This window comes from Streptomyces sp. NPDC020747, from assembly GCF_044334695.1.
Lineage (GTDB): Bacteria > Actinomycetota > Actinomycetes > Streptomycetales > Streptomycetaceae > Streptomyces.
The window spans coordinates 411,162-435,379 of sequence record NZ_JBIRTJ010000009.1 but is presented as its reverse complement, the minus strand read 5'-3'; the positions used below and the strand labels follow the sequence as shown (position 1 = coordinate 435,379).

Genomic DNA, 24,218 nt, shown 5'->3' with positions numbered 1-24,218 from the left:
CCGTCCCCGGGGGCCCCCCCGTGTTCGGGGGCCCCGCGGGGGCGGGGCCCCCGGGTGGGGGGCGGCAAACCCGGTCTCCCCCGGGGGCGGGGGGGGGGGGGGGGGGGGCCCCCCCCCCCCCCCCGCCCCCGCGTCCGAGGCCTCAGCCCTTGACCGGCAGCACCCCGATGGCGGCCATCTCGCGCCGGGAACTCGCCGCGAAGAGCTCGTGGCCGGGCGCGTTCGGGTGCGTCGGGTACCTGTCCGGCTTCTCGATGTAGAGGTCCAGCCCGTACTCGGGGCCCCAGACCTTCATGCCGTCCAGGAAGTGCACGTTCTCGTCGCCGTGACGGCGCAGCAACTCGGTCACCCTGGCGACCTCCGTGCGGTAGTCGGCCGCCGTCGGAGTGTTCGGCAGGGTGTCCCAGAACGGGGAGTACACCGACGAGCCGAGCACGATCGTGGTGTCGGGTCGGCGCTCCCGGATGATCTGTACGAAGCCGATGAGGCTGGACGGGAAGTCCACGAAACCGTCGCCGTCCATGAAGTGCGACATGCCGACCCGCAGCGAGATGAGATCTGCCGGCAGATCCCGGGCGAGCCGGGCGAACATCGGCTGCAGATGGCTTCCGTCCCCCGCGAACGACATCGACTGCAGATCGAGTCCCTCGGCACGCGCGGCCAGCGCCAGCCAGGTACGGCTCGGCGAGGCGGCTCCCCGGCCGTGGTCGATCGAGTCGCCGTAGTGGATCCAGCGCGGCCGCCGGGTGGTGTCGGGGGCGAGCGAGGCGCCCTGCGCCACCCGCAGCTCCCTGATCCGGAACTGGTGCAGCGTGGGCAGCCACAGCTCGACCAGCTTCTCGCCGGCCGGCAGATCCTCGATGTGCAGGGTGGCGTCGGTGTCGACCTCCAGCCCGACCGTGCGGACCAGCACGTCGTCACAGAGCACGTCGAGGAGCGCCGGCTCGTCCGGCGGCGTCGGCTCGCCCGGGACGACCTTCGCACCGACGGCCTCGTACCGGCAGGAGATCCACGGGCTGTCGGTGCGCAGGCACACCCGGATGCCGGAGGTGTGCGCGAGCCGGCCCACCTTGCCGCGTGGAAAGTAGAGGTACGCCTCCTCGTGGGGCGCCCGCCAGGGTGCCAGCCAGCCGTCCCGCTGCTGGAGGGACACGGCTCCCCGGTACGTCAGCACCGGGTCGGTCGGCTCGATGGTGCGGCCCACCCGTACCGGGGCGGTGTCTTGCGTCGGCATGTCGGTACTCCCTTTCCGTCGCGGTGACGCGAGGTTCGGTACAGCGGCGCGCGCCGGTCCGGGAGGGGAGCCCGGACCGGCACGCCGTGCGGTGCGGAGGCGGTTCAGCGGGCGGTGAACTCCAGGAGCGAGTGCGGCGGTTGTAGCGCTGAGGACGCCTTCAGGGCAAGCCCGGCCGTGCCGGCCAGCTCCGTGAGGTCCTCGGCCGAGCGGGCCCGGCCGCCCGTGACGACGAGCAGCATCAGGTCCATCCCGGTGGTCGAGGGGCGGATGTCGTCCGGTTCGACCAGGGACTCCATCACCAGTACGCGGCCCGAGGAGCCCGCGGCGTCCGCGCAGCGGGCCAGGATGCGGGCGGCGTCCGCGTCGGGCCAGTCGTGGAGCACGCCCGACAGCAGGTACACCGTGCCGCCGCTCGGCAGCGGGTCGAAGAAGCTCTGCGCGGAGGTCGCGGTCCGCTCCGTCAGCCCCTCGGCCGCCAGTCTGCGCTTGGCGCCCTCGACCGGGTTCGGCCGGTCGACGACGGTGCCGCGCAGGTGCGGCCGTGCCTTGAGCAGTTCGGCGAGCAGGGTGCCGTTGCCGCCGCCGACGTCCACCACGTGCTCGACGGTGCTCCAGTCGTACCCCTCGATGAGAGCGGGGGCCTTGGCCGCGGCGCCGACGGCCATCTGGTCGTCGAACGAGTCCGACAGCTCCACGTCGGAGTCCAGGTCGCCCCAGTCCTGGGTGCTGACCGGCTTCCCGATCCGGACCGCGTCGAGCAGACCGACCAGGGCCAGGTCGGCGCGGCTGGACGCGGTGGTGATGTCCAGCCAACTGCGCGGGTCGCCGGGTCCCTGTTCGCACAACTCCTTGCCCAGATCGGTGAGTTCGAAGTGGCCGGAGCCCGTCGCGCGGAGCACGTCGACCGCCGCCAGGTGCCTGAGCACCCGGATCAGTCCGCCGGGATCCACCTCGGCCAGCTCCGCGATCGCGTCCACCTGAGTGGTGCCGGCCAGGATGTGGTCGGCGACGCGCAGGGTGGCGGCCACCCGGATCGCCATCGGGGTGGTCAGCTCGGCCATGTCCATCAGCCTGGATGCCCAGGGGGCGTCAGCCATGTCGCTTCCTTTCGGGATGCTGTTCGGTGGGTTCCTGGTTCAGCGGGTCTGCTGCGGGCCGGGTGCGCCGAACCACCGCAGCAGCGTGTCCCTGAGGTCCTTGGCGACCCAGTCCGGCGCGTCCTCGGGGTCGCAGGCCCAGGCGACGTACCCGTCGGGGCGTACGAGCATGGCCGCGTACCCGGGGTGGGTGGTGCACCGGCCCGCGTGGACGTCGATCCGGTCGGCCCAGGGGGCGGCCGCCGCGGCGGGCTCGGCGGGGTCGGGGTCCGCGGGGTCGGTCAGGTCGAGCAGGACCGGGCGGCCGCCGTGCATGAGGTCGGCCAGCCGGCGTGTTCCCTGCCCGGTCTCCAGCCGCAGGCTCGGCGCGAACTGCCCGATGAGCGGGTCCGGTTCGGCCCCGCCCATGTCGTAGCGCACATCGGCGGCGGACATCTTCTCCGAGAGATACCGGCTCACCTGCTCGAAGCCGATCAGGTCGGTGAACAGCTCGCGCAGCGGGTCGATCCGGGGATCGGGGGAGAGGAGCGCGACCTGGGCGCGGGTGTGCGTCAGCACCGTGGCGGCCACCGGGTAGCGCTCGGAGTGGTAGGTGTCGAGCAGTTCCCGTGGCGCCCAGCCGTGCAGTTGCCCGGCGAGTTTCCAGCCGAGGTTCACCGCGTCCTGGAGGCCGATGTTGAGGCCCTGCCCGCCGACGGGGTAGTGGATATGGGCGGCGTCACCGGCCAGGAAGATCCGTCCCGAGCGGTACCGGTCGGCGAGCCGGGCCGCGTCGGAGTAGCGCTGCGCGGTCCTCAGGTCGCTCATCGGGACCTTGCGCCCGAGCACGCCGGCCAGCCGTTCCCGCAGTTCGCCGAGCGTCACCGGCGCCGCGCGGTCGGGGTCCGGGCCGCCGAAGTCGATGACGACGACCCGGCTGTGCCCGCCCTCGGGGTGCGGGGAGATCACCGTGCAGCCGTGCCGGGTGCGATGCCAGCCGGTCGGCACGTCCGTCAGGTCGTCGAGACGCACCTCGGCGGCGAGGGTGGACAGCGTGGCGCCGGTGCCCGTGAAGGCGATCGATGCCTGTCGGCGCACCAGGCTCCGCGCTCCGTCGCAGCCGACCAGGTAGCGGGCCCGCAGCAGTGCGGGCGCCGGGCCGCCGTCGGTCCGTACGGTCACCCCGTCGGCGTCCTGGTCCACGCCGGTGATCTCACTGCCCCGGTGCACGGTGACGCCCAGTTCGGCGGCGCGCTCGCCGAGCAGGCGCGTGGTGACGTACTGGGGCACGAAGACGACGGGCGGTATCTCGGGATCCGGGTCGGGGACGGTGGGCCGCAGCCCGGTGATCCCCGCGAAGTGCCCCTTGGGCAGCGGCCGTTTGCGATGGCTGTCGCTTCCCCCGCCGTTGAGTTCCCGCTCGGCCTCCCGGAACCGCGGCAGCAGCCCCCGGCGGTCCAGTACGGGGATCGTGCGGCCGTGCAGCGCCTGGGCCCGGTTGTCGTCCGCCGGTCCGGGCAGCCGCTCGACCACCACGGCGTCGACGCCCTGCAACCGCAGCTCGCAGGCGAGCATCAGCCCGACCGGTCCGGCGCCCGCCACCACCACGTCCGTGTCCACGTCGTCCTCCTCGCCGCTGGGGCCCGTCCTCCGATCCCGGCAGACTCTCGGACTCTGGCCGCCGGGGCCGCCAGCGTGCGGGGACGGGTTCAACGTCGACTGGACTCCGGCTCAAGGGCGGCTGCTCAGGCTGAGCACATGAGACTGGACATAGGTGTGTCGTTGCCGACCGCGGGAGAGGACATCCCGGACGTGGCCGAGGCCGCCCGCGCGGCCGAGCGGGCTGGATTCGACTCGGTGTGGGTGGGCGACCACCTGACCGACGGCAGACCCATCCTGGAGAGCACCGTCGCACTGGCCGCCGCGGCCGCGGTGACCGGCCGGGTACGGCTCGGCTTCGGCGTGCTGCAACTCGCGCTGCGCCCGCAGGCATGGGCCGCCAAACAGATCGGTTCGCTGCAGTACCTGTCCGGGGGCCGGCTGGTCCTCGGCGTCGGCGTGGGCGGTGACGCGCCGTTGGAGTGGGCGGCGGCCGGAGTACCGATGGCGGAACGGGGGACCAGGACCGACCGGGCGCTGGCCGCGCTCCCGGAGCTGCTGGCCGGCCGGGGAGAGCCCCGGCTCGGCCCCGCGGTTCAGATGCCACCCGTCTGGATCGGCGGTGGCTCCGAGGCCGCGTTGCGGCGGGCCGCCCGGCACGGCGACGGCTGGCTGGCCGCGGCGACCCCGCCTCGGGAGGTGGCCGCCGCCGCCGGACGGCTCAAGGAGTACGCGGAGCGGTACGAGCGGCCCGTGCCCCGGACCGGTTGCGTCGTGATCGTGGCCGCCGGGGGCTCCGTCGACGCTCTCGCCGGATTTCTGGGCGCACGACTCGGCCTGGATCCCGAGCGGGCCGCCGAGACGGCGGTGGCGGGCGAGCCGTCCGAACTCGCCGGGCGGCTCGCCCGCTATCTCGACGCCGGGGTCGAGCAGTTGGTGCTGATCCCGTTCGGGGCCGACTGGCGGGCGCAGTGCGAACCGCTCGCCGAGGCCCGCGCGGTGCTCCTCAGCTGACCCTGGGGTCGGCGGCGAGGGACGGTTCCTGCGCGGCCGGAGCCGGTACGGGGGCCGGGGAGGAATCCCCGGCGCTCTTCCGGTAGCGCTGTTCACGGATGACGAGCGCCACCAGACCGGCCGCCAGGGAGACCACACCCGCGACGACGAACACCACGTTGGTGGCGTCGATGAACACGCCGACGGCCGCGCGGTACTGATCCGCGGGCAGCGTCGACAGCGCGCTGGTGTCCAGGTTGCCGTTCACGTTCGCAGCGCCCGCCGCACTGCCGAGGTGGGCGTCGAGGTAGCGCGCCACGATCGTGCTGTAGAGGGCGAAACCGGCCGTGGCACCGAGCTGCTGGCAGAAGCGCAGTGAGCTGGTGGCGACACCCAGGTCCTCCTTGTCCACCGAGCTCTGCATGTACTGCAGCCCCAGGCCGAGGGACTGCCCCATGCCGATGCCGAGGACGAAGCAGCCCGCGCCGATCAGCCAGTAGCTGGTGTCGGGACCGAGCCGGCCGAACAGGACGAGTACGACGGCCTGGAACACACCGGCGGCGACGAGCAGGTACTTGAACTTGCCGAACAGCGTGACGATGCCCTTGGCCACCGGGATCGAGGCCAGGATGCCGACCGCCATGCACACGATCAGCAGACCGGAGCGGCCGGTGCTCAGTCCGCGCCCGACCTGCAGATAGCCGCTGACGTACAGCAGGCCGCCCGCCACGCCGACACCCGCGATGAGCGACATCGGCACCATGGCCCGGAAGACCGAGTTGCGCATCAGTGCCAGCGACACCAGCGGTTCGGGAGCGGTGACCTGACGCCACACGAAGGCCACCACCAGCAGTCCCGCGCCGACGGCCAGCGAGACGATCGTGCCGGACCCCCAGGCGTACCTGGCGCCGCCCCACTCCGCCACGAGCAGCGCGCAGGCTCCGAAGCCGCCGAGCAGGGCGGCGCCCAGGAAGTCGACCTTCCGCCGGACGGGGTTGGTCGGCATCTTCAGCGCGAAGACGATGACGAGGAAGGCCGCGACCAGGATGGGCAGGTTGAGCAGGAAGACCCAGCGCCAGTTCAGGCTGTCGGAGATGAGGCCGCCGAGCGTCGGGCCGAGGGCCAGGCCGAGGCCGAACATCACCGAGGCGCCGATGCCGACCGCGTTGGACGGTTTGATGGGTCCCTCCGCGTCCTCCTCCTGATCACCGAAGAGGATGCCGGTGACCACGAGTGTGATCGCGGTGAGTCCGCCGGCGCCCAGCCCCTGGACGGTACGGAAGATGATCAGCTCGGTCATGTTCTGGGCCAGCCCGCAGAGCAGTGAGCCGAGAGTGAAGACGCCGAGTCCGAAGACCATCAGCGGCTTGGTCCCGTACTCGTCGGCGAGCTTGCCGTACAGCGGTACGACGATGCAGTCCGCCAGGGCGTAGCACGAGGTCAGCCAGGGGAGCTTGCTGATCCCGTGCACCGGGTCGAGGTCGTTCACCATCTTCCACGCGACGGCGGAAACGATGTTGATGTCGAGGATGGCCAGCAGCAGGACGGTGATGCACGAGGCGGCCACCATCTTGACCTTGGCCGTGGACATGAGCAGGACCGGGCCGTCGTACACGGGTGCGTACATGCCCTTCGTGGTGTCAGTCATGAAGCTTACGCTAGGGGTATTTTTACACCGAGACAAGTTTTACCGCCGTCGTAACTGTGCCCTGGATGAAAACACTTGTTAGGATCCGGTCATGACGGATCAGCTGGGACTTCGGGAGCGCAAGAAGCTCAGGACGGCGGAGCACATCGCGAGCACGGCGCTCGCGCTGTTCCTGGAGAGCGGCTTCGACCAGGTTTCGGTCGCCGATGTCGCGGTCGCCGCCGAGGTGTCCAAGAAGACCGTCTTCAACTACTTCCCGGCCAAGGAGGACCTCGTCCTCTTCCCGATCCGCGACCACAAGGGCGAGCCCGCCCGGGTCGTCCGGACCCGGCAGCCGGGGGAGTCGCCCGTGGCCGCCCTGCGCCGGCACTTCCTCGCCGGTCTCGAGACGCGCGATCCCATCACCGGCCTCGCCGACTACGACGAGTTCCTGGCCTACCAGGGCATGGTGATGTCCACACCCAGCCTGAAGCTGCGTCTGTTGGAGCAGTGGACGGACAGCGAGGCGGTCCTCGCCGAGGCGCTCGCCGAGGCCCTCGGCGAGCCCGCGCACACCATCGTGCCGAGCGCCCTGGCCAGCCAGATCATCTCGGTGCAGCGCACCCTGATCGTCCGCAACGTGCAACGCATGCTGGCCGGCGACACCCCCACCGCCGTCCACCCCCAGTGCGCGGCCGAGGCCGAACGCGCCTTCGGCCTGCTGGAGAAGACCCTGCGGTGACACGGGCGGGGCGGGGCCGGAGCGGCCGGGCCACCGGACCGACCACCGTTGCGGGCCGAGCCCGCGGACCCGCGGCCGCGTAGGCGCGTGGACCGGTGAACCGTGACCCGGTGACCCGCGGACCCGCGAGCGTGGGCCCGCGATGGGGCCCGGGCCCGGCGTCGCTCCATCGGAGCTCACGCCGCCCTCGAGCCCGTACCGGTATCAACGGACTGGTCAGTCCCGTGGCGTGACGGAGAGAAGGGCGACCGGCGTCCGCGGTCCCCGCATCGCGGCCGACCCCGGAGCCCGGCTCTCCTCCTCGCTCCGGGTGCTCCGCCCTCCCGGCGTGCGCTCTCCTCCGGCTCGCCGCGGACCGTTCCCGGCCGCGCCGACGGCCGCCCACGCCCGGGCCTCAGGGACCGGAGCCCTTCGCTCTTCGCCACCACCGTCAGGGAGTCAGCCTTGCCCACCGGAATCGTCGGTCTCGGCGCCTTCACCCCGCCGCATGTCATCGACAACGCGCAGATCACCACGTGGACCGGAGCCACCGAAGAGTGGATAGCCGAGCGTACGGGCATCCACAACCGGCGGTACGCCGCGCCCGGAGTGACCACCTCGGAGCTCGCGGCCCAGGCGGTCCAGAACCTGTTCGCGGTCTCGCCCCGCACCCTCGACGAGGTGGGGCTCACCGTTCTGGCCACCTCCACCCCGGACCAGCCGCAGCCCTCCACCGCCGTGCGCATGCACAACCTGCTGCGTGTACGGACCACCACACCGGCCTTCGACGTCAACGCCGTCTGCGCGGGCTTCGTCTACGCGCTCAGCGTCGCCGACGCGATGCTCGCGCGCGACGCGGGCAGCGGTACGGCGCTCGTCGTCGGCGTGGACATGTACTCGACGATCATGGACCGGTCCGACCGCAGGACCGTCGCCCTCTTCGGCGACGGGGCCGGAGCCGTCCTGCTCGGCCAGGTGCCGGACGGCTACGGCATCCATGCGACCAGCCTGATCGCCGACGGCGACAGCCAGGAACTCGTCGAGGTCGTGGCGGGCGGCACGCGGGAGCCCGCCGACGACGCCGCGCGGGCGGCGGGCCGCCACTACTTCCGGATGCAGGGCCGGCCGGTGCGTGACTACGCCCTGCACAGCATCCCGAAGGCCATCGACGACGTGCTCGGCGAGCGCGGGTACACCGCCGACGACATCGACCGCTTCATCGTCCACCAGGGCAACAGCCGACTGGTCGAGGCGGTTGCCGGGCAGTTGGGCGTCGACATGGACCGTGTACCGCTCAGCGCGCCGTACTTCGGCAACACCGGCGCGGCGGCCCTCCCGCTGACCCTGTGCCACGCCCATCGCGAGCGCCCGCTGGAGCGCGGTGAACGGATCGTCTTCGCCGCGGTGGGCGGAGGCATGACCGCGGGGGCCGTCCTCCTCACCTGGTACTGACCCCGCTACCGACACCCCTGGTACCGCACCTGGTACCGGCCCCCGGCAACCGCCCACGGCACGGCTGCGGGGCACGGTCCCGGAAGACCACCGGACCTCGAGTCCTTGTGAGTCTCCGGGAACCGTGCCCCGCAGCCGTGCCGTGGACGACCCGGTCCGTCCGGTCCCTCTAGTCCTTGTGCGCGATCGCGATCGTGTCGTTGCCGCGCGCCAGGCGCTCCGCGCGGTCGAAGCGGAAGCCGGCCTTCTCCGCCCACGCGCGGAACTCGGCCACCGTGTACTCCGAGCCGCCCTCGCTCAGCAGCGCCACGTTCAGACTGCCGATCAGGCTGCGCAGGTCCGGGGCCTCCTCGTCGAGCATCTGGTCGTAGACGACGAGGGCGCCGCCGGAGGGGAGCGCGCGGAACGCCCGGTTCACCAACTCCTGGCACTGCTCGGCCGACCAGTCGTGCAGCACGTGCCCGAAGAGGATGACGTCCGCCGAGGGCAGCTCGTCGGTGAAGAAGTCCCCGGGGTGGAACGTCACCCCGTCCGTCGTGCCTCGCTCGGCCATCAACTCGTCGAACAGCGGCTCCGCCTGGGCCAGGTCCATGACGTGACCGCCCAAGTGGGGGTGGGCCAGGACCAGTTCCGCCGCCACATTGCCGCGCGCCCCACCCGCGTCGACGAACGAGCGGTACGGCGACCAGTCGACCCGCGCGGCCAACTGCGGTGCCACGACGGCGTTGTTGGCGTCCATGTGGCTGAAGAACGCGCGCGCCGCCACCGGGTCGGAGTAGAGCCGCTCCATGGCGTCGAGCCCCAGCTTCGCCTTGGGCCGGCCGTCGCGCAGCGCCTCCGTGAGCCGGCCCCAGGTGTGGTAGTGCCGCTGGGCCGCGGCCTTCACCCGCCCGCCGAGGAACAGCGGGCCCCCGGGCACGAGCACCTCCTGGGCCACGGCGCTGTTGGCGTACCCGGGGCCCTCTCGGACGAGCAGCCCGAGCGCGACGAGCGCACCCAGGAAGTCCTCCACCAGCCGGGGGTGGAGCTCGCGCCGCGCACAGATCTCCGCGGTGCTCAGCGGCCCCCCGGCGAGCAACTGGAAGACCCCGACCTCCACCGCACTGTGCAGAACCCTCGACTCCGCGTAGCCGGTGTTCAACCGGGTGATCGCCGTGACGTCGGTCACCATGGCCGTTCCTTTCATCGCCGGACACCTGTCGTCGCGCAGCCTGGCCCACTCCGGTTGAGCTGTTTTGGAGCGCCGCTGAAGGGAGCCGGAGGCGCGACGGCGGAGGGTGGATGGGGAGTCGAAGCGGCTTCGAGTCCGCCGCGCGAGGCTCGCTCCACCGATCCGGTACGAGACGGCTGACACGGACGAGACGGGAGTCGACGGTGGAGATCAAGAGCGAGGTGTACGTGCGCTCTGTCGGCAGCTATCTGCCGCCGCGAGCGAGCACCCAACAGGCCGTCGACGAGGGCCTGTACGAGGCGGACGACCTGAAACTCATGGGGCTGACCGGCACGTTGGTCGCAGGGGACACCTCCCCGGCGCACATGGCGACGGCAGCCGCGGCGACCGCGCTGGAACGGGCCGGACTCGGTTCGGCGGAACTGGACTCCCTGATCCACTCCAGCGTCTTCCAGCCGGGCCCCGACGGCTGGTCACTGCCCGGCTACACGCTGCGTGAGCTCGGCGGCGGCAAGGCAGGTGTGATCGAACTGCGCACCGGCTGCTCGGGCATGCTCAGCGCGATGGAACTGGCCGTCGGCCAACTGACGGGTGCCCAGGGCCATACCTCGGTCCTGCTGACCGCGGCCGATCACATGGGGCCCTGGCTGGAGCGCTGGCCGTCCGACGTGTACCTGCCCGGCGACGCGGGCAGCGCGATGGTCCTCGGCACGGCGGGTGGTTTCGCCAGGATCCGTGCCGTCAACTCGGGGACCGTGCCGCGGTTGGAGCAGATGAACCGCGGTGACGAGCCCCTGCATCCGCCGGCCCCGCGCGGCCTCGTCGACCTGCGCGCCCGGCATGCCTCGGTCACCCGGCACATGGAGGAGCGGGAGGCGGCCCATCTGATGGCCGCGCTCAACACCGAACTCGCCGAGCGGTCGATCGCCGAGGCCGGTATCAAGACCGCGGACATCTCGCGGGTCGTCTACCACAACATGGCCGGATTCATCGTCGAGTTCTTCCTCTCCCAGGTCGGTCTGCCGATGGAGCGGTCGTCCTGGGAGTTCGGCCGGACGGTGGGGCACCTCGGCTGCAGCGACCAGGCCGTGGCACTGGAACACCTGCTCCTCAACGGGGACCTGACCCCCGGCGACCATGTGATGCTGTGCGGCGCGTCGGCCGGGTTCGCGACGGTCTGCGTGGTGCTGGAGATCCTGGACGTGCCGTCCTGGCCCGCCCCGGCGCCCGTCCCCGCCGCAGTCGTCGGATGACCGTCGCGAGGGGTTTCGCCGTCCCGGCCCGGGCCCGCACCTGGGCCCCGGACACGGACACGGACACGGACACGGACCGGGACCTGGCGGCCTGGCTCCGCGCACAGCGGAACGCCCATGACTTCCGGGTCCGCCGGATCGAGTTCGGCGACCTGACCGGCTGGCACTTCGAGGAGGACGGAGGGGACCTGGCCCACGAGAGCGGCCGGTTCTTCCGGGTGGAGGGCCTGCGGGTGACGACCGACCATCCGGTGCACGGCTCCTGGGCACAGCCCATCATCAACCAGCCCGAGATCGGCCTGCTCGGCATCGTCGTGAAGACCTTCGACGGGGTGCCGCACTGTCTCCTCCAGGCGAAGATGGAACCGGGCAACGTCAACACCGTCCAGCTCTCGCCGACCGTGCAGGCCACCCGCAGCAACTACACACGGGTGCACGGCGGGCGGCACACCCCGTACCTGGAGTACTTCACCGGCCCGCGGCGCGGCCGGGTACTGGCCGACTCCATCCAGTCCGAGCAGGGCTCGTGGTTCCTGTGCAAGGGGAACCGAAACGTGGTGGTCGAGGTGACCGAGGACGTCCCGGTCCTGGAGAACTTCCGCTGGGTGACCGTCGGCCAACTGCACGGCCTCCTCCGGCAGGACAACACGGTGAACATGGACACCCGTACCGTCCTGTCCTGCATCCCCTTCGAGCCCTCCGCCGACGGCCGTCCCACGGAGGCCGAGGACGATTCCGGGTACCGCCGGGCACTGGTGCGTTCGCTGACACGCGCACAACGGTCGCTCCACGGGCTGGACGAGATCCTCGGCTGGCTCACCGAAACCAGGGCCAGACAGCTGTTCGTACGTCGTCACACTCCCCTGGGCTCGGTCGGCCGCTGGCACCGGTCCGCGGACCGGATCGCCCATGACGAGGGCAGGTACTTCGAGGTCGTCGCCGTGGACGTGACCGCGGCCAACCGCGAGGTGTCCCACTGGACCCAGCCGATGTTCGCCCCGGTGGGCCGGGGCCGGTCCGCCTTCGTGGTGCGTCCCGTCAAAGGTGTCCTCCATGTGCTCATGCACGCCAGGCTGTCGGCCGGATACCGCGAGGCGGTGGAACTCGCCCCGACCGTGCAGTGCGCGCCCGGCAACCTCGCGGGCCTGCCGGACACGGCGCGGCCGCGCTTCCTGGACCTCGTGTGCGACGCCGACCCACGGCGGGTCGCCTACGACGTCGTGCAGTCGGAGGAGGGCGGCCGCTTCCACCACGCCGAGACCCGCCACCAGATCATCGACGCCGGCGAGGACTTCCCGCTCGACGTACCGGAGGAGTACCGGTGGATGACCGTACGGCAGCTGACGGAACTGCTGCGGCACAGCAACTACCTGAACATCGAGGCCCGCAGCCTGCTCGCGGCCCTGCACACCACCTGGTGACCGGACCGTCGGCCCGGCCCCTGCGGATCGGGGTCCTCGGCTGCGCCGACATCGCCAGACGTCGCATGCTTCCCTCGCTGGCGCACCAGCCGCTCGTGCGACTGACCGCCGTCGCCGGCCGCGACGCCGGCCGGGCGGAGCGGCTCGCCGCGGAGTTCGGCTGTGCGGCCGTCACCGGCTACGAGGCGCTGCTGGCCCGGGACGACATCGACGCGGTCTATCTGCCCTTGCCGCCCCACCTGCACGTCGAGTGGTCCGTACGGGCACTGGAGGCGGGCAAACACGTGCTGTGCGAGAAGCCGTTCGCCCCCGACGCGGCGCGGGCCCTGGCCGCCGTGCGGGTCGCGCGGGAGCGCCGGCTGCTGCTGATGGAGAGCTTCATGTTCCTCCATCACGGGCAGCACGCGGCGGTCCGGCGACTGGTCGCCTCCGGAGCCATCGGCGAACCACGGGTGTTCACCGCCGAGTTCGGTGTGCCTCGGCTCCCGTCCGGCGGATCGGTCGGCACACTTCCCGAGGTGAGCACCTACCCCGTACGGGCCGCGCGGCTGTTCCTGGGAGACGAACTCGCCGTCCTGGGCGCCCAGGAGAGCCGGACGCACGGGACGGCGCTCTTGAGCTCCCCGAGCGGCGTCACGGCCCAGCTCGGCTACGGGACGGATCACGCCTACCGCAACCACTACGCGCTCTGGGGGAGCGAGGGCCGCGTCTCCCTGCACCGGGCCTACAGCACACCCGACGACCACGTGCCCGTGGTCCGCCTCGAACGGCGCGGCGACGACGAACGGCTGACTCTCCCGACGGACCGTCAGTTCACCAACGTGGCAGGGGCGTTCGCGCGGGCGGTCATCGACGGGGAGGACTTCGAGCCGTACGCCGCCGCGATCCTGCGGCAGGCCGAACTCCTCGACCGGATCAGCGCCCGCGCGGCCGCGTCATCCCCGCTCGATCAGCCGGACGACGTCGGCCGGGCTGGCTAGCGCGGCCATCTCGTCCTTCAGACCGCGAGCGGTCCTGGCGTACGAGGAGTCGTCGCGGATGGTCGAGCAGGCCGCGGTCACCGTCTCCACCGAGGCCTCCGTCCAGGGCACCTGGATCCCGGCGCCGACCGCGTGCACCAGCCTGGCCGAGTCCCACACCTCGGCGATGACCGGCACGCTCACCTGCGGTACGCCCTCGGCGAGGCAGGTCAGGGTGGTGCCGTGCCCGCCGTGGTGGACCACGACGTCACAGGCGGGCAGGATCGCCGACAGCGGGAACTGGCCGGCGGCTAGCACCCCTTCCGGCAGCGGGTCCAGGGTGGCGGCCAGTCGGTCGGAGACCGCGACCACGACCTCGAAGCCGAGCTTCGGCAGTTCATGGCTCAGTGCCTGCAGCAGGGTGAGACCGCCGGGGATCGTGTTCTTGTTGGGCAGCGGCACCCGGGTACCGAACGTCAGACACAGCCGCGGCCGCTTGCGCTCCTCGAAGACCCAGGACGGCACCTGATCGGTACGGCCGTTGTAGGGCACGTACCGCATCTTCGTCGTACCCGGCCGCTGCCGGGGCCGCATGCTCGGCGGGCAGACGTCGAGCGACAGCAGGGGAGCGGGGAATTCGGTGAGACCGAGCGCGTCGAGCTCCGGGGCCAGCTCCTCGACACCGGCGCTTCTGATCAGCTCGGGCGAGGCGAGCCTGATGCCCTGCTCGATCCATGGAATGCCGCGCTCGGCGGCCACCATCGGCCCGGTGAGGCTGTACGTCTCGGTGAGGACCAGGTCCGGCTTCCACCGGTCGGCGAGCGCCAGCGCGTTCTCCCGCATCCGCAGCACCAGACGGCCGTAGCCCCGGCCGATGTGCCGCAGCAGCGGCTCCTCCTCGCGCGGCATCGTCGTCCGGTTGCCGTCCCGGTCGAAGGAGAGCACCTCCGGCATCTCCACGGCCGGGCAGGTGGGCGCAAAGGGAAGTCCCGCGCCGGTCACGGTCGGTCCCATGTTCTCGGAGGCGGCCACCAGCACGTCGTGGCCGGCGGCGCGCAGCGCCCATGACAGAGGTACGAGGGGCATGACGAAGCCCTCGGAGCAACCCGCTATGACCAGGATCTTCATGCCGGTCATCCAAGTCCGACCGGCTCGACGGAGGGTCGAGCCACGGTCCATGGTCCCCCGCACACAGCCAGGAGCTCGCCGGCCGGCATGTCGGACCACGCGCTCACCCGGACACCGAGCGGTACTGGACCTTGCGTCGAGCAGACACGCGGACGCTCGGTGCCATCAGTCGGATCCGGATGGAGCATGCGATGGACTACCGAAAACTCGGCACCGGCGGACTCGAGGTCTCGGCGGTCGGCCTCGGCTGCCTGGCCATGACGGGCGCCTACGGACCGGCCGACGACGCCGAGTGCGCCGCGCTCATCCAGCAGGGGCTGCGGCTGGGACTGACCTTCATCGACACCGCCGACTTCTACGGCGACGGCAGGAACGAGGAACTGGTCGGCCGGGCGATCGCGGGCCACCGGGACCGGGTCGCCCTCGCGACGCGCGGCGGACTGCGCGCGGAGAGCCCCGGCGGACCGCCGAAGGTCCTCGACGGCCGCCCGGAGTACCTCCGCACGGCGTGCGAGGCCTCGCTGCGCCGGCTCGGCGTCGATCACATCGACCTCTACTACCTGGGCCGTGTCGACCCGAAGGTGCCGGTGGAGGACAGCGTGGGCGCCCTCGCCGGGCTGGTGGCAGAGGGCAAGATCCGGCACATAGGCCTGTCCGAGGCGTCCGCGGACGAGATCCGCAGAGGACACGCCACCCATCCCGTGACCGCGTTGCAGAGCGAGTTCTCGCTGTGGGAGCGGCACGTGGAGGAGGAGATCCTGCCGACCACCCGTGAACTGGGCATCGGCTTCGTCGCGCACACCCCGCTCGGCAAGGGTTTCCTCACCCGCACGCTGGCCGAGCCCGGTCAGCTCCGGCCGGGCGACATCCGGCTCAACCATCCGCGCTTCCAGGGCGAGAGCTTCCGGTGCAACGCGGAGCTGGCCGCGGAACTGGACGTGGCGGTCGCCGACACCGGACTCAGCGCATCCAGGCTCGCCCTGGCCTGGCTGCTCGCCCAGGGCGACGACGTCGTCCCCATCCCCGGGACCCGCAGCGGTGACCACCTGGCGGCCAACCTGAGCGCGGCGGGCATCCGTCCGTCCGCGGAACTCGTCGAGCGGCTCAGCGGGCTGGTGCCGCCGGAGCGGGTGACGGGTCCTCGTGTCGCGCTGCGCCGCTGATCCCCGGTGTGTGGCGGTACGGCCCGTTTGTCCCGGCGACGAGGAGCACTTGACCATGGCGGACGAGACCCGTGGACGGGCGGCCGAGCTCCATGCGATCCGCGCGGAAGCGCTTCGCGGACCCAGCGAGACGGCGACCGCGGCGCAGCACGCCAAGGGCAAGCTGACCGCTCGCGAACGCATCGAACTCCTCCTGGACGAGGGCAGTTTCCAGGAGGTGGAGCAGCTGCGCCGCCACCGGGCGACCGGGTTCGGCCTGGAGGCGAGGAAGCCGTACACGGACGGTGTGATCACCGGCTGGGGCACGGTGGAGGGCCGTACGGTCTTCGTGTACGCGCACGACTTCCGGATCTTCGGCGGCGCGCTGGGCGAGGCCCACGCCACGAAGATCCACAAGATCATGGACATGGCCATCGCGGCCGGTGCGCCGCTGGTGTCCCTCAACGACGGCGCGGGCGCCCGAATCCAGGAGGGTGTCTCGGCCCTCGCCGGCTATGGCGGCATCTTCCAGCGCAACACCCGCGCCTCGGGTGTCATCCCGCAGATCTCCGTGATGCTCGGCCCGTGCGCGGGCGGTGCGGCCTACAGCCCGGCCCTGACGGACTTCGTGTTCATGGTCCGCGAGACCTCGCAGATGTTCATCACGGGCCCGGACGTCGTCAAGGCGGTCACCGGCGAGGAGATCACCCAGAACGGCCTGGGCGGCGCCGACGTGCACGCCGAGACCTCCGGGGTGGCGCACTTCGCGTACGACGACGAGGAGACGTGCATCGCGGAGGTCCGCTACCTCCTGTCGATGCTCCCGCAGAACAACCGCGAGACCCCGATGCGGGTGGAGCCCACCGATCTGGCCGACCGGCGCAACGAGACGCTCCTCGACCTGGTCCCGGCGGACGGCAACCGTCCGTACGACATGGCCAAGGTCATCGAGGAGCTCGTCGACGACGGCCACTGCCTGGAGATCCACGAGCGCTGGGCCCGCAACATCATCTGCGCCCTGGCCCGGCTCGACGGCCAGGTGGTGGGCATCGTCGCCAACCAGCCGCAGAGCCTGGCCGGGGTGCTGGACATCGAAGCCAGTGAGAAGGCCGCTCGTTTCGTCCAGTTGTGCGATGCGTTCAGTATTCCGATCGTGACGCTGTTGGATGTGCCCGGATTCCTCCCGGGCGTGGACCAGGAGCACGGCGGCATCATCCGGCACGGCGCGAAGCTGCTCTACGCCTACTGCAACGCGACCGTGCCGCGGATCTCACTGATCCTGCGCAAGGCCTACGGCGGCGCGTACATCGTCATGGACAGCCGGTCCATCGGCGCGGACCTCACCTACGCGTGGCCCACCAACGAGATCGCCGTGATGGGCGCCGAGGGCGCCGCCAACGTCATCTTCCGACGCCGGATCGCCGAGGCGGCCGATCCGGAGGCGATGCGTGCCCGGATGGTCAAGGAGTACAAGGCGGAGCTGATGCACCCCTACTACGCGGCCGAGCGCGGCCTGGTCGACGACGTCATCGACCCCGCCGAGACCCGCGAGGTCCTCATCCGCTCCCTCGCCATGCTGCACACCAAACACGCCGACCTGCCGTCCCGCAAACACGGCAACCCCCCTCAGTGACGGAGACTCCCATGAGCACCCTCGGCCTACGGATCGAGAAGGGCGTGGCCACCCCCGAGGACCTGGCCGCTCTCACGGTCCTGTTCCTGACCCGCGCACGGGCCACCGCCGGAGCACCCCGTGCTCCGGGCACCACCGTCTGGCGCCCGCACGGCTTCCGCGCTCCCCACTCCTGGCAGGGCTGACGCATGGCCACGATGAAGGCACTCGTACTGTCCGGCGGAGCCGGTACCCGGCTGCGGCCGATCACGCACACCTCGGCCAAGCAACTGGTGCCGGTGGCGAACAAACCGGTCCTCTTCTACGGGCTGGAGGCGATCGCCGAGGCCGGCATCATCGACGTGGGGATCGTGGTGGGGGAGACCGGCGAGGAGATCCGTGAGGCGGTCGGCGACGGCTCCCGGTTCGGCCTCAAGGTCACCTACATCCGGCAGCACGCCCCACTGGGCCTGGCGCACGCGGTGATCGTCGCCCGGGAGTTCCTGGGAGACGACGACTTCGTGATGTACCTGGGCGACAACTTCATCGTCGGTGGCATCGCGTCCCTCGTCGAGGAGTTCCGTGCCGAGCGCCCCGAGGCGCGGATCCTGCTCACCAAGGTCCCCAACCCGTCGTCGTTCGGTGTCGCGGAACTCGACACCGAGGGTCGGGTGGTGGCCCTGGAGGAGAAGCCGCCGCGGCCCAAGAGCGATCTGGCCCTGGTCGGAGTGTTCCTGTTCACCCCGGCCATCCACGAGGCGGTGCGCGCCGTCACGCCCTCCCGACGCGGCGAACTCGAGATCACCGACGCCCTGCAGCGGATGATCGACCGGCGGGGCGACGTGCGCTCCACCATCATCTCCGGCTACTGGAAGGACACCGGAAACGTCACCGACATGCTGGAGGTCAACCGCTCCGTGCTGGAGTACGTGGAGACGGCGATGGACGGCACGGTGGACGAGGAGAGCGAGATCATCGGCAGGGTACGGATCGAGGCCGGGGCCCGCGTACGCCGCTCACGGATCGTCGGTCCCGCGATCGTCGGTGCCGACACGGTGATCACGGACGCGTACGTGGGACCGTTCACGGCGGTGGGCGAGGGCTGTCGGATCGAGGACAGCGAGATCGAGTACTCGATCGTCCTGGCCGACGCCTCGCTCACCGGGGTGCGCCGAGTGGAGGCATCCCTCATCGGCCGCCACGTCACGGTCACCCCCGCCCCCCGCAAGCCCGCCGCGCACCGCCTGGTGCTCGGCGATCACAGCAAGGTGCAGATCTCCGCATGACCACCAAGATCCTGGTGACGGGCGGAGCCGGCTTCATCGGCTCCCACTACGTACGCACACTGCTGGGCCCCCGAGGCCCCGGTGACGTGGCGATCACGGTACTGGACGGGCTCACCTACGCCGCCAGTCCGGCCAACCTCGACCAGGTCCGCGGGCATCCCGGTTTCTCCTTCGTGCACGGGGACATAGGTGACGCCGGCCTGGTGGGTGCCCTGACGGCCGAGCACCATCAGGTCGTGCACTTCGCCGCCGAGACACATGTGGACCGTTCCATCGACGGCGGCGCCCGTTTCGTACGGACCAATGTGACCGGCACCCACACGCTGGTCGACGCCGCGCACCGCGCCGGCATCGAGACCTTCGTGCACATCTCCACCGACGAGGTCTACGGCTCGATCGACAGCGGTTCCTGGCCGGAGACCCATCCGCTGGCGCCCAGCTCACCGTATTCGGCGTCCAAGGCGGCCGCCGACCTGATCGCGCTCTCCTACCACCGCACCCACGGCCTGGACGTACGCGTGACGCGTTGCTCCAACAACTACGGTCGCCACCACTTCCCCGAGAAGCTGATCCCGCTGTTCATCACCCACCTGCTGGACGGCCGGAAGGTACCGCTCTACGGCGACGGGCACCACGTGCGCGACTGGCTGCACACGGACGACCACGTCAGCGCCATCGAGCTGGTCCGCTCCAAGGGACGTGCGGGCGAGGTCTACAACATCGGCGGCGGCACCGAACTGTCGAACAAGGAGCTCACCGGTCTGTTGCTGGCGGCCTGTGGGGCCGACTGGGACAGCGTCGTCCATGTCACCGACCGCAAGGGCCATGACGACCGCTACTCCGTGGACTGCACCAAGATCGGTGCGGAACTCGGCTACGTCCCCGAGGTGGACTTCGCCACCGGACTCGCCGACACCGTCCGCTGGTACAGCGACAACCGTGCGTGGTGGGAGCCCCTCAAGGCCAGGGCGGCCCTGTGACCGTTGCCCGACCGGCTCGGCGCGGGGCGAGCCCCGCGCCGAGCCGGGAGTGTGTCTGCCCGGATCCGAGGGGATCCCAGCAGGTCACGGAAGCCGCTCCGGGGCGGTCACCGGGTCAGGGAGACCGGCTCCGGGGCGAACGGTGAGAAGAGGCTCCTCGCCCCGTCGCCGGTGAGTAACTGCCGTTGCAGGCTCTGGTACGGGGCGGACGGCTCCAGACCGAGTTCGTCGAGCAGGATCCGGCGGAGGTCCTGGTACGCCTCCAGCGCCTCTCCGCGCCGGTCGGCCCGTGCCAGGGCCTTGATCAGCTCGCCGTGGAACCACTCGTTGAGCGGATGCATGGACACCAGCTCACGCAGTTCCGGGATGAAGCTGGAATCGCGGCCGAGTTTGCTCTCGGCGAGGATGCGCAGCTTCACGGCCTCGATCCGCAGCTCCTCCAGATACACGATGTGCGCCTCGATGAGCCGCCCGGCCCTGCTGATGTCGGCCAGCGGGGCACCACGCCACAGCTTGAGCGCCCCGGCCAGCACCTGGGAGGCCTCCTCGTACCGTTCCAGGTTCACCAAGTGGTGTCCCCGCCTGGTGTCCCGCTCGAAGACATGGAGGTCGAGGTGGTCGTCCTGGAGGAGCCGGATCCCGTATCCGGGGGGCTGAGTCAGGATCATCCGGTCGCCGCCCGCGGCGTCACCGAGTAACTGGCTGAAGTTCTTGCGGAGTTGGTAGATGTACGTCTGCAGGGTGGTGACGGCGCTGCGCGGCGGTTCGTCGCCCCAGAGCTCGTCGATCAGGGAGGCACGGTCGACGACCCGGTCCGCTCTGAACAGCAGCAGAGCCAGCGTCCAGCGCACCTTCTGTGCCGTGGGTGTACAGGTTCGGCCCTCGTGTATGACTTCCAGTGGCCCAAGGATGTTGAACATCATGGCGAAGCCCCCATGTCCTCTTTGGCGTGGCTCGGTGCTGCCGCGCGCGCCTGGGTTCGGTTGTGTGAGGCCGTGCGACGTTGCGGTGGTACGAGGCCGTGCGTGCTGCGGGTCGGCCCAGGACCGGGCGATCTCGGCATGGGCCGGCTCTCACCGCATCACTGCGACGGGGCGCGGCGCCTGAGCGGTCGCGCGCCCGGCCCGCTCCGGAGGAGGATCCCGAGTCCCGTCGGCTGTGATGGGGACGGCCGGCGGCGTGCGTCGGACGGGCCGTCAGGTCCGACCGTGCGCACCGGATCACCCGGAACGGGGCTGACCGGTTCGAGCGTTGTCCATGTGGGGGGATTGCCGTGCGACGGCGATGAGCGAGCCGGAGGCGGCGGCATGCGCCGCATTGGCCTCCGGACCTTTGCGGGCAGCGCTCCTAGGTACCGGAGCGGGCCGTTCGAGGACAGGGACGGGCTGGTCCGTGGGGCGACGGCGGAACGTGCTCGGCGGAGGCGGCGCGGCCGGACCGCAGGGCCTCCCACCTCGGCGTCAGGCCCTGCGGCGCGACGTTCACGGTCGGCGATACACGCAATCTTGAGTAGCCCACTCTGAGTTCGACCCCCGAATTTGGTGAATGTGGCTGGATGTAACTCTCTCGGCGAAACCTTGAATTCAGAATCAAGTCCGTCTCAAGAGTTGGTCAAGTACCCGCCCGGGTTGGTCAAGCGCCGGCCCGTTCCGGCGGCCCGAAAATTCTGGAACATAAGATTCACCTTGGCGTTCGGTAAGGCGCTGAGATTGGCACTGCTTCGGTGGCGATTTCGGGCGAGGTGGATTATTCCGGTGCGCAGGCGAACGCGCCTGATGTTAAGTCGGCGCGTGCCTGCCGTGTTCGCCGGACATTGGCCTCCCTGAGGGGTCCGTGCGGAGCCGGCGTACGGGCCGGTGGGCCACCTGGTGTCCGGCGCCGTCGTGCTCTGCCGCACCCGGGACGTCCCACCCGCGGGCCCCGCCGCGACGGCCGGTGGACGGCGGCTCGAACTGCTCTCGAACGACGCGCCCCATTGTCGTCCCGACCCGGCCTTCAGGTCACTGCAAGCCATGAGCCGGGAAGCGTCAGCAGAGGGAGATACGGTGGCGGGGTTACACGAGGGGCGCCGGGTCGTCATTACCGGAATTGGCGTGGTGGCACCGGGCGGAATCGGAAAGAAGCAGTACTGGGAGCTGCTGACGGCAGGCCGGACGGCCACACGTACCATCTCGATGTTCGATGCGACCCCTTTCCGGTCACGGGTGGCCGCGGAATGCGACTTCGATCCGATTTCGGCAGGTCTCAGCCGCCGACAGATTCGGCAATGGGATCGCACGACGCAATTCGCCGTGGTGGCCGCTGATGAGGCACTCGAAGACAGCGGAATCATCGGCCAGTCCGATCCCTGTCGGACGGGAGTCATGGTCGGAACGGCCTGCGGCAGCACCATGAGCCTCGACAGCGAATACGCACTCGTCAGCGACGAGGGAAAAAAATGGCTCGTCGAAGAATTCCATGGCTCCCCCTATCTCTACGACTATTTCGTGCCCTCCTCCATGGCGACCGAACTCGCATGGGCCGCCGAGGCGGAGGGGCCCGTGGGCGTGGTGTCCACCGGCTGCACCTCCGGCATCGACGTCGTGGGACACGCCGTCGACCTGATCCGCGACGGCTCGGCCGACGTCATGATCGCGGGTGCCTCCGACGCGGCGATCTCCCCGATCACCGTGGCCTGCTTCGACGCCATCAAGGCCACCACCGCACGCAACGACAGCCCGGAGACCGCCTCCCGCCCCTTCGACCGCACCCGTAACGGCTTCGTGCTCGGCGAGGGCTCCGCGATCTTCGTACTGGAGGAGCTCGGCCATGCCCGCCGCCGCGACGCGCACATCTACGCCGAGGTCTCCGGCCACGCCTCGCGCTGCAACGCGTACTCCATGACCGGACTGCGCGACGACGGACTGGAGATGGCGGACGCCATCACCGCCGCGCTGGACGAGGCCCGCTTCGACCCGGCCGGCATCGACTACGTCAACGCCCATGGTTCGTCGACCAAGCAGAACGACCGGCACGAGACCGCCGCCTTCAAGCGCAGCCTGGGCGAGCACGCCTACCGCACCCCGGTCAGCTCGATCAAGTCGATGATCGGACACTCACTCGGGGCCATCTGCGCCCTGGAGGTGGCGGCCTGCGCCCTCACCATCGAGCACTCGGTGATCCCGCCCACGGCGAACCTCCACGAGCCGGACCCCGAGTGCGACCTGGACTACGTGCCGCTGATCGCCCGCGAGAGCAGGGTCGACACGGTGCTCAGCGTCGCGAGCGGCTTCGGCGGCTTCCAGAGCGCCGTCGTGCTGAACAAGCCGGAGCGGAGGGCGGTATGAGCCGCGCGGCCGATACGCGGGTCCGCACCGTGATCACAGGGATCGGCGTCGTGGCACCCAACGGCTTCGGCACCGAGGACTACTGGGCCGCCGTGCTGCGCGGCGAGAGCGGCATCCGCCGGATCTCCCGCTTCGACCCCTCCGGCTACTCCGCCAGGATCGCCGGCGAGATACCGGAGTACGACCCGGCCACACGCCTACCCGGACGGCTGCTGCCGCAGACGGACCGGATGACCCGCCTCGCGCTGGTCGCCGCGGAGGAGGCATTCGCGGACGCGGGCGTGAACCCCAGGGACCTGCCGCCGCTCACCTGCGGCGTGGTGACCGCGGCCTCCGCCGGCGGCTTCGAGTTCGGGCAGAAGGAACTGGAGGCACTGTGGAGCAAGGGCGGCCAGTACGTCAGCGCCTACCAGTCGTTCGCCTGGTTCTACCCGGTGAACACCGGACAGATCTCGATCCGGCACGGGCTGCGCGGACCGGGCAGTGCGATCGTCGCCGAGCAGGCGGGCGGTCTCGACGCGGTGGCCAAGGCCCGGCGTCATCTGCGGTCCGGCACCTCGCTGATGATCACCGGAGGCGTCGACGGCTCTCTGTCGCCCTGGAGCTGGCTGTGCATCCTGCGTTCCGGACGGATCAGCACCTGCGACGACCCACGCGAGGCGTTCCTCCCCTTCGACCGCCGCGCCGCGGGTTCCGTCGTGGGAGAGGGCGGCGCCCTGCTGGTCATGGAGAGGGCCGCCGACGCACACAGGCGCGGCGCCGAGCGCGGCTACGGAGAGGTGATCGGATACGCCGCCACCTTCGATCCCCGGCCGGGATCCGGCCGTCCGCCCGGGCTGCGCCGGGCCGTCGAACTGGCCCTCGCCGACGCACGGCTGGCACCGGCCGACATCGGAGTGGTCTTCGCCGACGCGGGCGGTGTTCCGGAGCTCGACAGGCTGGAGGCCGAGACGATCGCCGCGGTCTTCGGGCCCTGTGCCGTCCCGGTCAGCGTGCCCAAGGCGACCACGGGCCGACTGCTCGCCGGGGGAGCTCCGCTGGACCTGGCGACGGCTCTGCTGTCGTTGCGCGACGGCGTGCTGCCGCCCGCCGTCCATGTGGAATCCCCCGCCTACGAGGATCTGATCGACCTCGTCCGCGACACCCCCCGGGAACGGGAGGTGACCACCGCGCTGATCCTCGCGCGCGGACAGGGCGGATTCAACTCCGCCCTGGTCGTACGCAAGACCGTGTGA

At 70.9% G+C, this 24,218-nt stretch carries 20 protein-coding genes; 13 read left to right on the top strand and 7 right to left on the bottom strand.

The window, feature by feature from the left end:
- Positions 1–142: 142 nt before the first annotated feature.
- The 3 genes from ACH4YP_RS25155 to ACH4YP_RS25145 all read right to left on the bottom strand — a co-directional run bounded on the left by ACH4YP_RS25155 (position 143) and on the right by ACH4YP_RS25145 (position 3,933).
- Entirely contained in the window at positions 143–1,234 is a 1,092-nt protein-coding gene (locus tag ACH4YP_RS25155; RefSeq protein ID WP_398492589.1) for a GDSL-type esterase/lipase family protein, read from the bottom strand.
- Between the two features lie 104 nt (positions 1,235–1,338).
- Complete coding sequence (locus tag ACH4YP_RS25150) at positions 1,339–2,334, bottom strand: methyltransferase (RefSeq protein ID WP_361070025.1); 996 nt, start codon at positions 2,332–2,334, stop codon at positions 1,339–1,341.
- 39 nt (positions 2,335–2,373) lie between these two features.
- The gene (locus tag ACH4YP_RS25145) at positions 2,374–3,933 is read right to left on the bottom strand and encodes an FAD-dependent monooxygenase (protein WP_398492587.1); all 1,560 of its coding nucleotides are present in this window, start codon (positions 3,931–3,933) and stop codon (positions 2,374–2,376) included.
- Positions 3,934–4,071: 138 nt separating this feature from the next.
- On the opposite strand from ACH4YP_RS25145, the gene ACH4YP_RS25140 reads away from it, so the two are divergent.
- Positions 4,072–4,926 (top strand): LLM class flavin-dependent oxidoreductase, encoded by an 855-nt coding sequence (locus tag ACH4YP_RS25140; protein WP_361070021.1) that lies wholly within the window; start codon positions 4,072–4,074, stop codon positions 4,924–4,926.
- Here ACH4YP_RS25140 and ACH4YP_RS25135 read toward each other — a convergent pair.
- Entirely contained in the window at positions 4,919–6,553 is a 1,635-nt protein-coding gene (locus ACH4YP_RS25135) for an MFS transporter (RefSeq protein ID WP_398492585.1), read from the bottom strand. The two genes, ACH4YP_RS25140 and ACH4YP_RS25135, sit on opposite strands and share 8 nt — an antisense overlap.
- Before the next feature lie 91 nt (positions 6,554–6,644).
- On the opposite strand from ACH4YP_RS25135, the gene ACH4YP_RS25130 reads away from it, so the two are divergent.
- Both ACH4YP_RS25130 and ACH4YP_RS25125 read left to right on the top strand, forming a co-directional pair.
- On the top strand, positions 6,645–7,274 hold the full coding sequence (locus ACH4YP_RS25130) for a TetR family transcriptional regulator (protein WP_361070015.1): 630 nt from the start codon (positions 6,645–6,647) through the stop codon (positions 7,272–7,274).
- A gap of 444 nt (positions 7,275–7,718) precedes the next feature.
- On the top strand, positions 7,719–8,705 hold the full coding sequence (locus ACH4YP_RS25125) for a ketoacyl-ACP synthase III (protein WP_361070012.1): 987 nt from the start codon (positions 7,719–7,721) through the stop codon (positions 8,703–8,705).
- 169 nt (positions 8,706–8,874) lie between these two features.
- Here ACH4YP_RS25125 and ACH4YP_RS25120 read toward each other — a convergent pair whose 3' ends face one another.
- On the bottom strand, positions 8,875–9,876 hold the full coding sequence (locus tag ACH4YP_RS25120) for a methyltransferase (RefSeq protein WP_361070009.1): 1,002 nt from the start codon (positions 9,874–9,876) through the stop codon (positions 8,875–8,877).
- A gap of 203 nt (positions 9,877–10,079) precedes the next feature.
- Between ACH4YP_RS25120 and ACH4YP_RS25115 the strand changes: the two genes are divergently transcribed.
- The 3 genes from ACH4YP_RS25115 to ACH4YP_RS25105 are packed head-to-tail and all read left to right on the top strand — an operon-like array spanning position 10,080 to position 13,530.
- Positions 10,080–11,129: a ketoacyl-ACP synthase III family protein gene (locus ACH4YP_RS25115; RefSeq protein ID WP_398492582.1), complete on the top strand. Its 1,050-nt coding sequence runs from the start codon at positions 10,080–10,082 to the stop codon at positions 11,127–11,129.
- Positions 11,126–12,550 carry an NDP-hexose 2,3-dehydratase family protein gene (locus tag ACH4YP_RS25110; protein WP_398492581.1) on the top strand — a complete coding sequence of 475 codons (1,425 nt, stop codon included), beginning with the start codon at positions 11,126–11,128 and terminating at the stop codon, positions 12,548–12,550. The genes ACH4YP_RS25115 and ACH4YP_RS25110 overlap by 4 nt, the downstream gene beginning before the upstream one ends.
- Positions 12,547–13,530 (top strand): Gfo/Idh/MocA family protein, encoded by a 984-nt coding sequence (locus ACH4YP_RS25105; protein ID WP_398492579.1) that lies wholly within the window; start codon positions 12,547–12,549, stop codon positions 13,528–13,530. Before ACH4YP_RS25110 ends, ACH4YP_RS25105 begins: the two co-directional genes overlap by 4 nt.
- On the opposite strand, the gene ACH4YP_RS25100 is transcribed toward ACH4YP_RS25105, so the two are convergent.
- Complete coding sequence (locus ACH4YP_RS25100; RefSeq protein ID WP_361069997.1) at positions 13,486–14,637, bottom strand: nucleotide disphospho-sugar-binding domain-containing protein; 1,152 nt, start codon at positions 14,635–14,637, stop codon at positions 13,486–13,488. The genes ACH4YP_RS25105 and ACH4YP_RS25100 overlap by 45 nt on opposite strands.
- 191 nt (positions 14,638–14,828) lie before the next feature.
- On the opposite strand from ACH4YP_RS25100, the gene ACH4YP_RS25095 reads away from it, so the two are divergent.
- The 5 genes from ACH4YP_RS25095 to rfbB are packed head-to-tail and all read left to right on the top strand — an operon-like array spanning position 14,829 to position 19,657.
- Positions 14,829–15,800: an aldo/keto reductase gene (locus tag ACH4YP_RS25095; protein WP_398492578.1), complete on the top strand. Its 972-nt coding sequence runs from the start codon at positions 14,829–14,831 to the stop codon at positions 15,798–15,800.
- A 55-nt stretch (positions 15,801–15,855) separates the two neighbouring features.
- Complete coding sequence (locus tag ACH4YP_RS25090) at positions 15,856–17,412, top strand: acyl-CoA carboxylase subunit beta (RefSeq protein WP_398492576.1); 1,557 nt, start codon at positions 15,856–15,858, stop codon at positions 17,410–17,412.
- A gap of 11 nt (positions 17,413–17,423) precedes the next feature.
- The gene (locus ACH4YP_RS25085) at positions 17,424–17,597 is read left to right on the top strand and encodes an acyl-CoA carboxylase subunit epsilon (RefSeq protein WP_398492574.1); all 174 of its coding nucleotides are present in this window, start codon (positions 17,424–17,426) and stop codon (positions 17,595–17,597) included.
- Between the two features lie 12 nt (positions 17,598–17,609).
- Positions 17,610–18,677: a glucose-1-phosphate thymidylyltransferase gene (locus ACH4YP_RS25080; RefSeq protein WP_361070028.1), complete on the top strand. Its 1,068-nt coding sequence runs from the start codon at positions 17,610–17,612 to the stop codon at positions 18,675–18,677.
- Positions 18,674–19,657, top strand: a complete 984-nt coding sequence (gene rfbB, locus ACH4YP_RS25075; protein WP_361069986.1) for a dTDP-glucose 4,6-dehydratase — start codon at positions 18,674–18,676, stop codon at positions 19,655–19,657. The genes ACH4YP_RS25080 and rfbB overlap by 4 nt, the downstream gene beginning before the upstream one ends.
- Positions 19,658–19,764: 107 nt before the next feature.
- On the opposite strand, the gene ACH4YP_RS25070 is transcribed toward rfbB, so the two are convergent.
- On the bottom strand, positions 19,765–20,508 hold the full coding sequence (locus ACH4YP_RS25070; RefSeq protein WP_361071733.1) for an AfsR/SARP family transcriptional regulator: 744 nt from the start codon (positions 20,506–20,508) through the stop codon (positions 19,765–19,767).
- Between the two features lie 1,161 nt (positions 20,509–21,669).
- Here ACH4YP_RS25070 and ACH4YP_RS25065 point away from each other — a divergent pair.
- Together ACH4YP_RS25065 and ACH4YP_RS25060 are read left to right on the top strand one after the other, a co-directional pair.
- Positions 21,670–22,983 (top strand): beta-ketoacyl-[acyl-carrier-protein] synthase family protein, encoded by a 1,314-nt coding sequence (locus ACH4YP_RS25065; protein WP_361071736.1) that lies wholly within the window; start codon positions 21,670–21,672, stop codon positions 22,981–22,983.
- Positions 22,980–24,218, top strand: a complete 1,239-nt coding sequence (locus tag ACH4YP_RS25060) for a ketosynthase chain-length factor (protein WP_398492571.1) — start codon at positions 22,980–22,982, stop codon at positions 24,216–24,218. Before ACH4YP_RS25065 ends, ACH4YP_RS25060 begins: the two co-directional genes overlap by 4 nt.